19 protein-coding genes are annotated in these 15,772 nt (G+C 45.5%); 16 read left to right on the forward strand and 3 right to left on the reverse strand.

Translation table 11 applies throughout. The features are described from left to right. The first annotated feature begins 222 nt into the window (after window positions 1–222). The 3 genes from HFD99_RS13655 (at window position 223) to HFD99_RS13665 (ending at window position 3,099) form a co-directional block, all read left to right on the forward strand. A complete protein-coding gene (locus HFD99_RS13655; RefSeq protein WP_017428325.1) occupies window positions 223–1,395 on the forward strand; it encodes an acyltransferase in 1,173 nt (390 codons plus the stop codon). A 317-nt stretch (window positions 1,396–1,712) separates the two neighbouring features. Then, on the forward strand, window positions 1,713–2,075 hold the full coding sequence (locus HFD99_RS13660; protein WP_013310011.1) for a helix-turn-helix transcriptional regulator: 363 nt from the start codon (window positions 1,713–1,715) through the stop codon (window positions 2,073–2,075). Between the two features lie 19 nt (window positions 2,076–2,094). Further along, entirely contained in the window at window positions 2,095–3,099 is a 1,005-nt protein-coding gene (locus tag HFD99_RS13665; protein ID WP_017428326.1) for a Gfo/Idh/MocA family protein, read from the forward strand. Window positions 3,100–3,214: 115 nt separating this feature from the next. On the opposite strand, the gene HFD99_RS13670 is transcribed toward HFD99_RS13665, so the two are convergent. Continuing rightward, a complete protein-coding gene (locus HFD99_RS13670; protein WP_016821044.1) occupies window positions 3,215–3,784 on the reverse strand; it encodes a TraR/DksA C4-type zinc finger protein in 570 nt (189 codons plus the stop codon). A 143-nt stretch (window positions 3,785–3,927) separates the two neighbouring features. Here HFD99_RS13670 and HFD99_RS13675 point away from each other — a divergent pair, with 143 nt between their 5' ends. The 7 genes from HFD99_RS13675 (at window position 3,928) to HFD99_RS13705 (ending at window position 7,981) form a co-directional block, all read left to right on the forward strand. Continuing rightward, window positions 3,928–4,305: a DivIVA domain-containing protein gene (locus HFD99_RS13675; RefSeq protein WP_016821045.1), complete on the forward strand. Its 378-nt coding sequence runs from the start codon at window positions 3,928–3,930 to the stop codon at window positions 4,303–4,305. 97 nt (window positions 4,306–4,402) lie between these two features. Next, a complete protein-coding gene (locus tag HFD99_RS13680; RefSeq protein WP_013310015.1) occupies window positions 4,403–4,837 on the forward strand; it encodes an Rrf2 family transcriptional regulator in 435 nt (144 codons plus the stop codon). 24 nt (window positions 4,838–4,861) lie between these two features. Continuing rightward, entirely contained in the window at window positions 4,862–5,362 is a 501-nt protein-coding gene (locus tag HFD99_RS13685; protein ID WP_019687047.1) for a metallophosphoesterase family protein, read from the forward strand. 35 nt (window positions 5,363–5,397) lie between these two features. Beyond that, window positions 5,398–5,724, forward strand: coding sequence for a (2Fe-2S) ferredoxin domain-containing protein (locus HFD99_RS13690; protein WP_019687048.1), 327 nt, complete (start codon window positions 5,398–5,400; stop codon window positions 5,722–5,724). A gap of 129 nt (window positions 5,725–5,853) precedes the next feature. After that, complete coding sequence (locus HFD99_RS13695) at window positions 5,854–6,132, forward strand: hypothetical protein (protein ID WP_025364693.1); 279 nt, start codon at window positions 5,854–5,856, stop codon at window positions 6,130–6,132. A gap of 106 nt (window positions 6,133–6,238) precedes the next feature. Next, window positions 6,239–6,841 carry a nitroreductase family protein gene (locus tag HFD99_RS13700; RefSeq protein ID WP_016821049.1) on the forward strand — a complete coding sequence of 201 codons (603 nt, stop codon included), beginning with the start codon at window positions 6,239–6,241 and terminating at the stop codon, window positions 6,839–6,841. A 216-nt stretch (window positions 6,842–7,057) separates the two neighbouring features. Beyond that, entirely contained in the window at window positions 7,058–7,981 is a 924-nt protein-coding gene (locus HFD99_RS13705; RefSeq protein ID WP_167440913.1) for an NAD(P)/FAD-dependent oxidoreductase, read from the forward strand. A 10-nt stretch (window positions 7,982–7,991) separates the two neighbouring features. On the opposite strand, the gene HFD99_RS13710 is transcribed toward HFD99_RS13705, so the two are convergent. Together HFD99_RS13710 and HFD99_RS13715 are read right to left on the reverse strand one after the other, a co-directional pair. Then, window positions 7,992–8,321 (reverse strand): hypothetical protein, encoded by a 330-nt coding sequence (locus HFD99_RS13710; protein ID WP_167440914.1) that lies wholly within the window; start codon window positions 8,319–8,321, stop codon window positions 7,992–7,994. A 144-nt stretch (window positions 8,322–8,465) separates the two neighbouring features. Continuing rightward, a complete protein-coding gene (locus tag HFD99_RS13715) occupies window positions 8,466–8,786 on the reverse strand; it encodes a winged helix-turn-helix transcriptional regulator (protein WP_014599691.1) in 321 nt (106 codons plus the stop codon). A 291-nt stretch (window positions 8,787–9,077) separates the two neighbouring features. Between HFD99_RS13715 and zwf the strand changes: the two genes are divergently transcribed. From zwf to HFD99_RS13745, 6 genes are all read left to right on the forward strand, one after another. Continuing rightward, the gene (gene zwf / locus HFD99_RS13720) at window positions 9,078–10,580 is read left to right on the forward strand and encodes a glucose-6-phosphate dehydrogenase (protein WP_016821052.1); all 1,503 of its coding nucleotides are present in this window, start codon (window positions 9,078–9,080) and stop codon (window positions 10,578–10,580) included. A gap of 58 nt (window positions 10,581–10,638) precedes the next feature. After that, the gene (gnd, locus tag HFD99_RS13725) at window positions 10,639–11,532 is read left to right on the forward strand and encodes a phosphogluconate dehydrogenase (NAD(+)-dependent, decarboxylating) (protein WP_044785625.1); all 894 of its coding nucleotides are present in this window, start codon (window positions 10,639–10,641) and stop codon (window positions 11,530–11,532) included. A 157-nt stretch (window positions 11,533–11,689) separates the two neighbouring features. Beyond that, on the forward strand, window positions 11,690–12,364 hold the full coding sequence (locus HFD99_RS13730; RefSeq protein WP_167440915.1) for an SOS response-associated peptidase: 675 nt from the start codon (window positions 11,690–11,692) through the stop codon (window positions 12,362–12,364). 381 nt (window positions 12,365–12,745) lie between these two features. Beyond that, the gene (locus tag HFD99_RS13735; protein ID WP_017428336.1) at window positions 12,746–13,954 is read left to right on the forward strand and encodes an MFS transporter; all 1,209 of its coding nucleotides are present in this window, start codon (window positions 12,746–12,748) and stop codon (window positions 13,952–13,954) included. Window positions 13,955–14,009: 55 nt separating this feature from the next. Continuing rightward, entirely contained in the window at window positions 14,010–14,456 is a 447-nt protein-coding gene (locus HFD99_RS13740; protein ID WP_019687051.1) for an OsmC family protein, read from the forward strand. Between the two features lie 69 nt (window positions 14,457–14,525). Then, entirely contained in the window at window positions 14,526–15,611 is a 1,086-nt protein-coding gene (locus tag HFD99_RS13745; protein ID WP_107734192.1) for a lactonase family protein, read from the forward strand. Window positions 15,612–15,772: the final 161 nt, after the last annotated feature.

Genomic DNA, 15,772 nt, shown 5'->3' on the forward strand with positions numbered 1-15,772 from the left:
CTTTGTATACAGGTTATTTCTACAGCAGCAGTCTTCCCCAGAGGGAAGACTGCTGCTTTTATGTGTTACCTACTTATTGAAACCACCTAAGTCAGATGATGCTTGGCTTGCATTGGCACGTTTATCCTCCTATATATTTTTATAGAATTGTCGTTATAATAGATTTGGGGATTTTACAAAAATCCTGGATTTATAAATTGCTAGATGCAACAGGAGAGTGACATGAGTCAAAAAGAGAGAATTTCCGAAGTTGCTTTGCTGAGAGGACTGGCTTTTGCAGCCGTTGTTCTTCAGCATTCCGTCGCACACTATGCGGTTGCGCAGGGGGCGCGCATCCAGGACGGAGTTGTGATGACACTATTACTGCTGTGTTCCAAATTTGCAGTGCCTGTGTTTGTGTTTATTACTGGAATGGTGTTATTTTACAATTATGATGGAGCCTTAAAATATGGAACGTTTTTACGTAAACGATTCATGGACATCATTGTTCCTTATATTATATGGTCTCTTTTATACGAGTTGGGGAATCAGCTTGCGCAAGGTGGAGGATTTATTCACCCGTTAGATTTTTTCCAGAAGCTGTTGAACGGGAAAAGCAGCTATCATCTATGGTATATCGTTATGATTATCCAATGTTATGTGTTATTTCCCGTGTTTCGTTATGCTGTACGTCGTTTGTCTGCGCTACTGCCTTCAACATGGCGACCCACTGCATTGGCTGGATTCAGCGTACTCTATATTTTGCTTATGTTCGCGGTTGGACCCGTATATCAAGTGATGGATCAGCTCCAGCTTCCCGTCATTTCTTCTTGGTTTACCATATATGCTGACCGGAATGTGATCTATTTTTTCTTTTATTTTCTTTTAGGAGCGGCAGCCGGGATGAACATCAAGCGTTGGAATGCTTGGGTCATCAAGGCACAGTTGGTATACTGGCCGTTGTTTATCGTGATTACAGGGTACTTGCTGTATGAGATGATTGGTCAGTTCCAGACGCCGCAAGGTACGGTTCTTTCCTTTAATTACTTGTCTCTGCTACGTCCGGTCATGGCTGTATATTGCATCACGTCTATTTTTGTAGCTTATCGGATAGCAACGTGGATTGCTCACAAGGGAGGACGTGCGGCGAGGGTGCTAACGGCCATCGGAACATTGTCCTATGGAGCGTATCTGATGCATGCCTTTATGTTGCGCGCAACCTACTATTTTGATAGTGCGTTGTTTGCCGATTGGAGTCACGTTCTTCGTACATTGGCTTCATTTGTTCTTTGTATGATCTTTTCCATTGCTGGAACATGGGTGCTGGCACATTTGCCTTTGGGTAAATGGATTGTGGGTCTTCGGATTCGTCCTCGTCCGGCAGGAAGTCCGCCAGCCATACAAAAGCAAGCTTGATTCAGCGATCAAGTTACATTATTTCACAAAAAGTATCCCGAAGCCCTCAGAAGAAGGCCGAGGGATACTTTTTTAAGTGGTATTATGCTATTTCAATACATGAAAAATTCACAATAGAAAATCATAAAATCACCCTCAGCGCTACGCACACTACTCTAGAATGCTTCATTCCATAGTTCTCGTCATCTTAACACCAGTCACAAGGGAGGGAGAATTCTCGTAAGCTCTCATATTTATGAAAGGAAATAGTCTATGGACGCAGAGTGGTTTATAATGGAAGATAAGAGACTTGAATAAGGTGTAGAGGAGGTTGTGAAATGGCGTTTATGATATCCCAGCGGGCTTTTATCAAAATTTATCTGATCACAATGGTAGAGAGGCATCGCGGATATGGATATCAGATGCTCGAATCGATGAAAGATGAGTTTAGTGGTTTCGGATATGTTCCGCCTCAAAGCGAGGTCTACCGGGCACTGCATGAACTGGTTCAGGAAGGCGTTTTTTACCGTACCAAACGATTAAAAGGAACAGACCCGCGTGTAGATTTCCAGGAGATTGTGCTCTATCATTTCACAGACGATGGAGAGGAGAAAGCTCGGCTGTACAAAAAGCAGGTCAAAGCCGACCTGGACCGTTGCTTAGGTATGCTGCATAAAGCGGAACAAGACAACTATTCCTGACGACGAAAGGATGAGAATGATGGGTAGAAAGCTGAAATGGGGAATTTTAGGCACGGCGGAGATCGCCAAAATCGCTGTAATTCCGGCGATTCAGCAATCCGAACGCGGAGAAGTACTTGGAATTGCTAGTCGTAATGCGGATAAAGCCACTGAGGCCGCCCGGGAGTTCGATATTCCGAGAAGTTATGGAAGCTATGACGAGCTGTTGGCCGATCCCGAAATCGGAGCAGTGTATATACCGTTGCCGAACCATCTGCATGAAGAATGGACCATAAAAGCAGCGGAGGCCGGCAAGCATGTTTTGTGTGAAAAACCATCTTCTCTTAGCTCGGCCGGGACAAGCCGTATGATTGAAGCATGTCGCCGTGCAGGAGTGACTTTTGCAGAAGCTTTTATGTATCGCTATCATCCCAAACATCGAAGAATTAAGGAAATCATCAATAGTGGGGAAATTGGTGACATTCGCGGTATTCATTGCACGTTTACATTTAACAATACCGATCAGGCAGATAATGTGCGCTTTAATAAAAGCATGGGCGGTGGCTCGTTGTATGATGTGGGCGTGTATCCGATATCAGCCGCTCGTATGTATTTGGATCGGGAGCCGGAGGCAGTGACGGTACATGCTTTATTTTCCCCGGAGCATGACAACGTTGATATGATGGCCTCCGGTCTGCTGGAATTTCCGGGTGGAGTCAACCTTACTTTCGATTGTGGCATGTGGGCAGCCAACCGTTCCAACATGGAAATTCTCGGCAGCAAGGGTACGATTGCGATGCCCAAAATGTTCGGTTGGGAAAGAACCTCTGTCGTACCGCAAATTTTCGTTCACGTTGGTTCGGTTACGCGTGAGGAACGTCTAAAGGGTTTTAATTCTTTTGAACTGCAAGCTGATGCTTTTGCCAAAGCCGTACTTGACGGTATTCCTTTGCCATATGAGCCAGAAGATGCGGTTAGTAATATGAAAGTGATCGACGCCTGTATTGAATCAGCTCGCAGTCGTAAACGGATAGAGATTGGATAAGCAGGATTACCGTATTCCCAGAAGACATAAAAAGGCAGCCTGTCTCAAGGACAAGCTGCTTTTTTAGATGAACTAATACATAGATATTTTTAATGAGTCTTTGCACATTCGAGCATTACATATTTTCATCATAATCTGTGACATCACGCTTGGCGGCTGTCGCAGGCGAATTCGATGTGCCGTATTTTTCTACTGCGTCCCATGCGCCCGCATCGTCAAATCGTCCTGCATTCCGTTGGCGAACCTCACCTGCACCTTTGGGCGGCGGAGTCATAACCTGTTCCTCGATTGGACGGTCATTCGATAATTCCCGTGTTGGCGTGTGCTCGACGGTATAGGCTGTATATGGAATGGCTTGTAACCGTTCAAAAGGAATTTCTTCGCCGCTCTCCACACATATTCCATACGTCCCATCTTCCATCCGTTGCAGGGCTGCATTAACCTGCTCCAGCTCGTTTTCCAGCGACTCATTAATCGCCAGATCACGGGATCGTTCAAAGGTTTCCGTCCCTATATCAGCAGGGTGGTTATCATAGGATGAGAGTTCCCCTGTGGAATCTGTCAGTGTTTCTCCCAATTTCGTATTTTCCTGACCGTTTTGTTTAAAATGTTTTTCTAAATCCTTTTTCTGCTCCAATAACATATGTTTCAGCTCTGCAAGCTGCGAATCGTTCAAATGGTTCATGATCATCTCTCCCCTTCATGGTCTGTATGACTGGCGTGTATGCTCTTTTATACCCGTTCATAGACCCTAGCAATCAGCAGAGACTTTTATTCCCAGCCTAGAATGTGATATAAAAAGAATAGTGTGTTAAGGAGGGAAAACCGATGGATGAACATATGAAGCGTCGTCTGGATAAGCAAAAGCAGTTGTTTAAACAACTGGGCATTCAGCTGGACGCGCTCTCCATTCATGAGAAACAGTTCAAAAATAAAATGCGCGGCTATGATCCGGATGAGGTGGATGCCTTTCTGGATGAAGTAATCAAGGATTATGAACGCTTTTATGCGAATATAGCCGACCTGATGGACAAGTGGCAGGAGCAGCAGGCAACCATACGTGATTTGAAAAGTGCACCCAAGCCTGCCACCGACTTTAATGCACTTGACCGTCGTCAACTGGAGGATATCATTAAGCAGTTGGAATATAGTGTGCGCCAACTAAAAGTGCGAGTACGCCCTGAAAATGACTATTTTCCGGAGTAAGGAATAGTTAGCACTGTGTCGTTGCCTCTATTGTGGTATGATGGAAACATGCATTTTATCAAACATTTAATGAGGCACACATATAAAGGTGGTTAACATGAGTACCCATTTTTCCGTTAGTATCCATTGTCTGCTTCTTCTTGCCGAAGGGGCACCCGAGCGAATGACTTCGTCACTTATTGCTTCCAGCATCAATACCAACCCGGTAGTTGTAAGAAGAATTATGAGCCGACTCAAGCAAGCGGGTCTGGTGGATTCGTCACCGGGAGCGCGCGGCTTTCGTCTAAGCATGTCGAGTTCAAACATCAATCTGAAAATGATCTATGAAGCGACCAAGGATGAAGGTCCGTTGTTTGCCATTCATACCGACAGCAATCATAATTGCGAGGTTGGCAGGAACATAGACGCTTTGTTGGATGGTTTATACACCGTGGCAGAGCAGAAAATCCAGGCGTTTTTCGAGACCGTTACGTTGCGAGATCTGGAGCAGGCGCTCCAGCAGCGGGTTGGGCAACAAAGTTCATCCGTGTGAAGACGCTGGTAAGGAGAAATTGATATGAAAATCATCGTACTTTCAGACACTCATATGCCACACAGAAGCAAAACACTGCCTAGTCGGCTTGTGCAGGAGTTAAAAGGCAGTGACCTCATTCTCCATGCCGGAGACTGGACGGATTGGTTCGTATATGAACGTCTAGCTGAATTTGCCCCTGTGAAGGGCATTGCCGGGAACAATGATGGAACCGACATCGTGGAGCGTCTAGGCTATCAACGAATCGTTGAAGTCCAAGGCAAGCGGATCGGCATGGTTCATGGTCACGGCTGGCGCGGCTCGACAGAGAATATCGCACTGAATACATTTAAGGGAGAAACATTGGATTGCCTGATTTATGGACATTCGCATATTCCTGTGGTCAAAAAGATAGATGATCTGCTTGTCCTTAATCCGGGGTCTCCGACGGACAAGCGCGGTGAAGACGAATACTCATTTATCGTGCTGACGATTGAAGACGGGCAGATGGAAGCACGGCTTGTTCTTTATCCAGATAAACATTGATATAAAACCAACAACTGTTGATTAAAGGGGAAGCTATGGCTATTTTTGATTTAGAACCGATGAAGCATCATGTGTTGATCTGCAATGGAGGCACATGTATGCGACATGAAGGCGAAGAAGTTACACAAGCAATTCGGGATGAAATTCGTAAACAGCATGCAGAAGCCTATATTCACACGACCAGAACTCGTTGTAATGGGCGCTGTCATGATGCTGCGGTTGTGATCGTATATCCGCAAGGGGACTGGTATGGTCAAATGACCCCCGCCTCAGGTACAAAGCTGGTGCAGAAGCTCGTAGCGGGAGAGAAGCTGGAACCTCATCTTTTTCATGAGTGTACACGTAAATCCAGCTCGGAATAACCCAGTCAACGATCTATAAGAGCATGAGTAGAGAAAATCTTTCGGAGATTTTCTCTTTTTTGCGTTTAATCCCCAACCTGAAAGGTAAAAGTATACTGTGGATACCAATCCGATAGGGAGGGAAGAAAGATGAACCCATTTGAAGATAAGCTACACGGTGAGAATGAGCAAAAAAGCCAGACGGGGAAAGAGACAACGGAATCTAAACATCAGGAACAGCCGATTAATCGTGATCATGCAGAGCAGTATCCGACAGATCAGGAAAGCTTGTTCGACCGTTTTGAAATCGAGCAGACGGTAGATGCCATTCCCGTAGAGGATTTAAAGATGGAAAGACAAGAGGAGAGAGACAAGGATGTAACCAAGCACACCTCTTCTAGTGAGAAAAAATATAATGGCGGCGTATAATTTTCGACTAACTGGTAATATTTAAAAAGAAATCTCTTGACTTTAAGATATATGCGATGTATATTAAGTTACGAAAAGTAATTAATTTTTCTCAGGAGGTAACAAAATGACTAAAGACTTCTTCACAGCTCTGAAAGACAGACGCTCCTATTATGGCATTAGCAAAGAACAAGTAATTTCTGACCAACGGATTCAAGAGATCGTAGAGGAAGCTGTGAAGTACACACCTACCTCTTTCAATTCCCAAACTTCACGCGCTGTAGTGTTGCTCGGAGAGCATCATGACAAACTGTGGAATATTACAGAAGATATTTTGCGGGAAGTGGTAGGCAATGAAGAACAATTCAAATCTACTGCTGAGAAAATGAACGGTTTCCGCAGCGGTTACGGAACGGTCTTGTTCTTTGAAGACAACAACGTGGTAGCTGGTCTGCAACAACAATTTGAAGCGTATGCGGACAATTTCCCAATCTGGGCCAATCAATCTAACGGTATGCTGCAACTGGTTGTATGGACGGCTCTGGAGCAAGAAGGATTGGGCGCATCTCTTCAGCACTATAATCCTTTGATCGACGAAAAAGTGAAAAATGAATGGAACATTCCTGAACATTGGAAACTGATTGCTGAAATGCCATTTGGTAAACCGACATTCCAACCAGGTGATAAGGAATTCCAGCCGATTGAAGAACGCGTAAAAACATTTAAATAATGATCATATTAGTATGATGATTCAGGTTTGACATGAAAACCTGAAAACAGCACTGTGGATAATCCGCAGTGCTGTTTGTGATTTCAATTTTTATAGGTTAATTCATCCGTAAGTGGGTGATATTATGTTTGAAATTGGATGAGAAGTTTACATAAGTGTGATTGCTTTTTTTGCAGATGTTTAGCATTTGCGCGTATTTGAAGGAGGAATTAGGACATGAACTACGATTGCATTATTGTCGGTGGGGGAATTGCCGGATTGCAAGCAGCCATTCAATTGGGTAGATACAGCAGTCATCGGGTGCTGGTGATCGATTCGGGCTATGGTCGATCTACGCTGTGCCATCAGTATCATAATATTTTGGGCTTTCCTGATGGGATTTCTGGTGAAGAGCTACGACGGCTTGGACGTAGTGAAGCCACGAGGCTAGGCACTGAATTTGTTGATGGTAAGGCGATAAAAGCGACCAAGAGAGATGAGCTTTTTGACATTGAAATGGAGACAGGGTCAGTTTATACGTCAAAAACGCTGTTATTGGCCACAGGGCTGACGGACCGTTTTCCAAAGCTGGAAGGGCTACAAGCCTGCTTGGGCAACAGTGTATATGTGTGCCCGGACTGTGACGGGTATGAGGTCCAGGATCGCAGTACAGTCGTCATGGGGGCGGGCAAAGCGGGAGCTTCCATGGCCTTGATTTTGTCGGCACGTACCGATCACCTTGTCTATGTCAATCATGAGCGTTCAGAAGTACCGGACGAGCTGATCGTGAAGCTGCGGGAAAAAGGGATTGAATATAAGGAAGCAACCATTTCTGAGATTATCACGGGACAACCGGGCTGTTTTGAAGGAGTGCGATTGGCTGATGGACAAGTGGTCCGAGCAGAGAGGGGTTTCTTAGCTTTTGGAAGCAACCATGTTCATTCAGAGCTGGCGGAGCAACTGGGTGTACATCTGCTGCATAACAAGCATATTGAGACGCATCCTCGCAGCAAAATGACAAACGTGGAAAATGTATGGGTGGCCGGAGACTTAGGGGCTCATGCCGAGCAAGCGACGGTTGCAATGGGAGAAGGAGCTATGTCAGCAATCTGGATACACAAGGTATTATCTGGTATGAAAACAAAAATACCGCAACTCTGAGAGCTGCGGTCTAGAACGATGGGCGTGTACTTGGTTGAAGATGAGGCTCGAAGCGTCTTAGTTGATCGCTCATGCCATACTTGCGTAAAATTTCCGTCTGTTTGTTACCGATGAGATCAAAATGAGGATAGGGCTGACGCTGATGTATATACTGGGGGTTCAATCCGTTGAGCTTGCACCATGAGCGTAGCTTATTCAAGTCAGAACAGCCCACCTTGGTGACAGTTGTAATGCTTGGAAAGCGGTCATCCAGCCAATAATGCGTTAGAAAAGCAATCTGGCCACGGCTGACCTCTCTTTTCCAGGTCAGTAGTTCCTGTCGGGTGATGCCAAATGCCATCGGTCTCATCCTTTCCTGGCTCATTACTGAAATCATGAGCTATTGCGTGGTTGTCCCATTATTTTCGTCCTATTGCTTGTATTATGATCCACATGGAGTAACACAATAACAGGAGAGCGTATTTGCCGATCTCCTGTTAGCGGTTTAGAGCCATCTTTCGGCCCAGCTCTCCACACCATTCAATGCATCACCTAGCTCTTTACCCTTACGTGTCAGCGAATATTCGGTACGCACAGGCCGCTCTGTGATGACATTGCGAAGGATTAGGCCGGAAAGCTCTAGTTCCTTGATGCGCTCGTTGAGCATGCGTTTGCTAAGATCAGGTATGGAGACTTGAATTTCACTAAATCGTTTGGGATGTTCCATCAAAGTATGAATGATGAGAGCGGTCCATTTTTTGCTGATGATCTGAAAGGACTGTTCCACCTTACCGCACAAAAGCTTAGGCTGCCTGTCGTCGCTCATCTGAATCCCCTCAATTTCATTGTTGTTTTAAACAGTATACTAAAAGTAACTCTGTATACCAATAGTAACTATAATGCATTGTATCAACTGTGACAATTTTAACAGTTTTTTCTCTTTCCTATCGTCAATCATACCACAGAAAACGTTATCATTACAGGATATATCGAATGTTCACGATTTCGCTAAAATTTGATTGACTTGCCCCTTATTTTGGGTGTATTATGGGTTACGTTAATTCCTCAGGTAACTTTTAATAACCTCATCTTTTATAATGGGAAGAAGGAATATTTCATGGATTCAATGACATTTGTCTTATTTGGAGCGACAGGGGATTTGGCCAAACGCAAAATTTACCCTGCCTTGTATAATTTGTTTGTAGAAGGTAAAATTCCGGCTTCCTTTTCTGTAATTGGGATGGGGCGTCGTGAAGTGGCAGACGAGCAATTTCAAAGTAATGTAGAGCAATCCATTAAGGATTTTTCCAGACATGTGAATGAAGACCGTGCACAGATGGATCAGTTCTTAAGTGCTTTCCGTTACAGCGCATTGAACGTTAACCACCCGGAAGATTATAAAAAGCTGCTACAACTTGCTGAGCAACGTGAAAATGACTTGGGAATTCCGGGGAACCGCATGTTTTATTTATCGGTGGCACCGGAATTTTTTGATGTGATTGCCCACAATATTCGGGAAAGTGGTTTAGCTGAAACAAAGGGTTGGAAACGACTCATTATTGAAAAACCATTTGGGCATGATTTGGAATCGGCACGTGAGCTGAATGATCGCCTGAGCAGAACCTTTGCTGAGGATGAAATTTATCGTATTGACCATTACTTAGGTAAACCTATGGTTCAAAACCTGGAAGCCTTGAAATTTGCTAATCCATTGCTTCAAGGGATCTGGAACAACCAGTACATTGCCAATGTGCAAATTACCGCTTCTGAGACTGTAGGTGTAGAGGAGCGAGCAGGATACTACGATCACTCCGGTGCTATTCGTGATATGGTACAAAATCACATGCTGCAGGTGCTGATGATGACGGCGATGGACAAACCGGGACATATCACAGCTGACCAGGTGCGGGACGAGAAAAGTAAGGTGATGGACGCGCTTCGTGCCCTCGATCCTTCCGATATTAAATCCAACGTAGTTAGAGGACAATATACCGAAGGTGAAATCAACGGAAAAGCAGTTCCATCCTATAAAGAAGAGCCGGACATCGGACCTGATTCGCAAAATGATACGTTCATTTCAGCTCGTCTTTGGATTGATAATGAACAATGGTCGGGTGTGCCGTTCTATATTCGTACTGGCAAACGCATGAAAGAAAAATCCACTCGTATCGTCGTGGAATTTAAAAAGGACAACACAGATCCTTATGCTGCTCAAGGGCAGCCTACAGACCCGAACTTGCTGATCATCCATGTTAACCCGGATGAAAAAGTAACACTTCGTTTGAACAGTAGAGATCCGCTGAACAATGGCCAGCTGGAGACGGTTCTGATGAATTATCATTCCGAGGCCAAGGATGTTCCAGAAGCCTATGAACGCCTCATCTATGATGCGCTGCGCGGTGATTCCACCTTTTTTGCTCATTGGAACGAAGTGGAGCTTTCATGGGTGTGGGTTCAACCAGTACTGGAAGCTTTTGCCCGTGGTGAAGTTCCGCTTCACACGTATGCGGCAGGCTCTTACGGTCCAGAAGCTTCAGATCAATTGTTGGAAGAACAAGGCTTTACATGGTGGTTGGACGAAAAGTCCGAAAGCTCTGAAAAAGCAGTCGTTCGTGCTTAACCCAACATAAAAAAAGTGTATACAAAATATATATTTGCTACGGCAGGAGGCCTTTATAATGCAAGTAGGATTAATTGGTTTGGGAAAAATGGGCTTGAATCTTGGAAAAAACCTGATCGATCATAAGCATGAAGTTGTGGCTTATGACGTCAACGCAGCTGCAATCCAAGAAATGAAGGAATATGGAGCTAAGGGTGCTTCTACTTTGGAAGAGCTTGTGCAAGCAACTCAATCCCCTAGAGTGCTGTGGATTATGGTTCCTCACCAAATTGTTGATTCTGTACTGGATCAGCTTCAACCGATGTTGTCCAAAGGAGATATCATTATCGAAGGCGGAAACTCTCATTACAAAGAGTCCATTGCTCGCCATGCCCGTCTGAAAGAATATGGTATTAGCTTCATGGATGCAGGAACTTCTGGCGGTATGGAAGGCGCGCGCAACGGTGCTTGTTATATGATCGGTGGCGATCCAGAAGCTTGGGCAGTTGTTGAGCCTATTTTCCGCGATACAGCGGTGGAAAATGGATATCTGTATGCAGGTAAATCCGGTAGCGGACATTTTCTGAAAATGGTTCACAATGGTGTGGAATACGGCATGATGGCATCCATCGGTGAAGGCTTTGAAGTGCTGGAGAAAAGTAACTTTGACTTTGATTACGAACAAGTAGCGCGTGTGTGGAACAACGGTTCCGTTATCCGCTCTTGGCTGATGGGCTTGACAGAACGCGCATTTTCCAAAGATGCAAACCTGGAGGAAATCCGTGGGGTTATGCACTCTTCCGGCGAAGGTAAATGGACAGTTGAGGAAGCACTGGATCTTCAGGCAGCAACTCCGGTCATTGCCTTGTCCTTGCTGATGCGCTACCGTTCGCTGGATGCCGATACATTCAACGGAAAAGTAGTTGCTGCACTGCGCAATGAATTTGGCGGCCACGCTGTAGAGAAGAAGTAATAACGATATAAGTTAGTATCTATCCCCGTAGCTTCATGACTGCGGGGATATTGCTATATGTTTTTGAGTATCAGATTTTTGTAAAATTCTTCCTTATGCATATTTTTCCTTGTATATCCGCACAATAGGTAAAAAAAGGCGGAGGGATGAATTGCATATGTGCAAAAGATTTTCGTTATCGGCAGATTTGGATGAGGTCAGGGATCATTTTGGTATACAACGTGTCATGTATTATTATAAAACACGTTATAACATGAGTCCCACCCAGCATGTTCCAATCGTGCTGCATCAGGATGGAGAACGGGTGCTTGATGAATTTCGCTGGGGATTTATTCCCTATTGGGGCAAGGATTGTGTCAATGCAGACCTGAATACCGTTCGGGTAAATCCCAGTTATCGCAAGATGGCGGAAACCCGTCGCTGTATTATTCCGTGCAATGGATTTTATTATTGGCGAAAATTAGGAAAACGCATGTGTGCCGTCCGAGTGGTATTGCCGGAACAGAAAATGTTTGCGGTCGCGGGGCTATATGAGATATGGCAGGATAGCCGAAAGGAACCGTTACGCACCTGTACGATGATGACGGTTCAAGCTAATACGGATATACGTGAATTTGACAGCCGTATGCCCGCTATTTTGGAAGTAGACCAAATAGATTCATGGCTAGATCCGTCGCTCCAGAACATTGATGAGTTGCTGCCTTTATTGAGCACGTATGAGCAAGGTGATATGAGCATCTATCCGGTGACCCCGCTGGTGGCCAATGATGAACATGATAGTCGTGAATGCATTCAGGAAATGGATTTGCAGTGGTCCTGGATTAAACCTTAAATGTATGTTTGAAGATTTGTGTCTAATATTGATCATAAGCTTCCCGCCACCTGCATAGGTATGTAGTGGGGAACAAGCGTCATAATCCGGGGAGAGGGGAAACGGCCGAAGGAGTATCTCATATGGGATGGAGGCGATTGGAATGAGTAACGATACACTCATCCAGCTGCTGGTGCTCATGGTGACGATCATCGGTCTGGTCCAAAACCGGTAAGTGGCAGGTTCCAGAAGGCGGGAGAATTGCCGTAGGCAATCTTCCGTTTTTTTCTGCGTTAAAATGCTCGCGGATTGAGGAAGCTTGCGGTACAATAGAGGCTGGACTACAGGTGACAAGACACTTGAATATACGTCTACATACGATGCATTAAGGGAGAGCGGATCATGAGTGAATTAACTTCATTACCACCAGCCAAGAAAAGGAAATTGCTTTTTAGCGCAGGTCTAAGCTGGCTGTTTGATGCTATGGATGTGGGGCTGCTCTCATTTATAGTCGCAGCATTGGCTAAGGAGTGGCATCTCGGATCGGAGCAGATTGGTTTGCTGACTGCGATGAATTCGATAGGAATGGTATTTGGGGCTGCTTTGGCAGGGATTTTGGCAGATCGTTACGGCAGACGCGCTATATTAGTGTGGACACTGTTGATCTTTTCCATTGCCAGTGGCTTGTCTGCTTTGGCTACAGGTCTCGGTATGCTGCTGGTGCTGCGTTTTATTGCTGGCGCAGGCTTAGGTGGAGAATTGCCTGTTGCTTCGACACTGGTGTCAGAATCAGTGCCTGTGAAAGAACGAGGGAGAGCGGTTGTGCTGCTGGAAAGCTTCTGGGCGGCAGGTTGGATTCTTTCGGCTCTTATTGCCTATTTTGTTATTCCGAAATATGGTTGGCAGCTTGCCTTTATTCTCGGCGCAGTACCTGCCCTGTACGCTCTTTATTTGCGCAGAGCTATTGAGGATTCACCGCGATACAAACAGCAAAGCGTCAAACTTCCGTTACGTGCACGCTTGGCTGCGATTTGGTCAGGACCCCATCGCAAGTCTACGCTAATGCTGTGGATTTTATGGTTTACAGTTGTATTTTCATACTATGGCATGTTCCTGTGGCTGCCAAGCATAATGTTTATGAAAGGGTTTGAACTGGTTAAAAGCTTTGAGTATGTCCTAATCATGACACTTGCACAATTACCAGGTTATTTTACCGCTGCCTATCTGATTGAAAAGCTGGGTCGCAAATTTGTACTAATTATCTACTTGTTGCTCACAGCAGTGTCCGCTATTTGGTTTGGAACTTCGGAAACGGCAGGGATGCTGCTGGCTGCTGGTATCTGCTTGTCCTTCTTTAATCTCGGTGCATGGGGCGCCATGTATGCTTATACCCCGGAGCTATACCCAACGTCTGCTCGTTCTACCGGTGTGGGTATGGCAGCTGCATTTGGCCGTATTGGGGGCGTAATCGGGCCTTTTGTGGTTGGTATACTCGTAGGACAAGGCATAGCGTTACCATCTATCTTTGCGATTTTCTTCGTAGCTATCCTGATCGGAGCAGTTGCTGTATGGTTGCTGGGTACCGAAACTAAAAATCAGGAGATTGACTAACCTTTACATTCACCTGTGTAAAGATTCATAATACAAGAGAGAGGAGTGACCTGAAATGGAGCATACCTTTCTGCTCAAGGCAGACTGGAACGGGGGGCGCAACAGCGACGGGCGTATTGAGGCCGGACAGTTGCGAACAGCGATTTCGATTCCGGCTGAGATGGGAGGCCCTGGTGTGGGCACCAATCCGGATGAAATGCTGCTCGGTGCAGCTGCTACCTGCTATCTGATTACTTTGGCGGCGATGATGGAGCGTGCCAGTCTCCCGGTGGTATCACTGGCACTGGAATCAGAAGGGATCGTCGATGTAACGAACAACATTTTTACATATCGCCGAATCGTGCATCGTCCGCGAGTTCTATTGTCCGTCGATGCAGCAGAATCACAAATCGAACAAGCATTGCGCCTTGCAGAGCAGGCTGAAACCTCATGCATGATCTCGCGTGCCGTAGCAGGAAATGTAGCATTGTCTACAGAGCCTGTGGTGGAGCGCGCCTCTTAAAGCAATATCTGTAACAGGAGCAATCATTCCAATTGCCCATCATTTTTTTAATCCAAGGAGGACACAACCATGACAGCACAACAAAAATTGCTCGTATTCGCAGGCTCTTACGCCGAATTGGAAGGTAACGGAGTTTATTCGTATACTTTTAATGAACAGACAGGAGCCCTGACGCTACAGGATGAGTTCTCCGGCTTGAAAAATCCTACATTCCTAAATGTGGACGTTAAAAATCGGAAGCTGTATTCTATTGGCGAGACAACTTCCGCTGCAGGAGCGAAGGTAGGCGAAGCCTCTGCTTTTGAAATTGACCCGGTTAAAGGCACATTTACATTGCTAAATCGTGCGGAAAACGTAGGCTCCACAACTTGTCATATTCAGCGTGATCCATCCGATCGTTACCTGATTGTGGTCAGCTACCACGGAGGTATGGTAGGGCTGGTCTCTCTGACTGAGGACGGACGTATCGGTGAGTTGCTGGATGTTAAACAGCACGAGGGCAAAGGAGCGCATCCTGAGCGTCAGGATCGTCCACATCCACATTCCAGCTTCTTTAGCCCGGACGGCCGCTTCCTGTTCGTACAAGATCTTGGACTGGATCTGATCCGTATTTATACCATTGATGACAGCAAAGGGCAACTGGTGCTGCACGGTGAAACAAAAACCCATGCAGGTGCAGGTCCACGTCACTTGACTTTCCACCCGAACAGTAAATTTGCTTTTGTTATTAACGAAGTGGATTCTTCCATTACTTCTTTTGCATATGATGCAGAAGCTGGTAAGCTTACTGAGCTGGAGAGTGTACCGACATTGCCGTCTGACTTTACTGGCGAAAACACAACTGCAGAAATTGCGATCTCACAGGATGGAGCTTATCTTTACGGTTCCAACCGTGGACATGATAGCATCGTAGTGTACGCTGTAGACGCTGCAACAGGCAAGCTGAGTCTAGTGGAGCATGTATCTGCTGAAGGCGAGCATCCGCGTCATTTTGCTTTGACACCTAATGGTGATTATATGCTCGTGGCTAACCGCGACACCAACAATATTGTTACCTTCAAAGTGGACAAGGCAAGCGGCCGCTTGACCTATAATGGACAACAAGTAACTGTGTCCAAGCCTGTATGCGTACAGCCTTTTTACTTTTCCGTGTAAAAATAGAGCAAAAACATCAGAATTATTGAAGTAACGGTATGCGGCTCGTGACCGCTACGAGAACGGACCAAACATAAAAATTTATTAGTAGAAACGGCTTGTAGGATAACTGCAGCCGTTTTTATTTTATACCCAGTCGTTCCAAATAGATCATTACCCAC

This window comes from Paenibacillus sp. EKM301P (assembly GCF_011800295.1).
In the GTDB taxonomy this organism is placed as follows: Bacteria; Bacillota; Bacilli; order Paenibacillales; family Paenibacillaceae; genus Paenibacillus; species Paenibacillus polymyxa.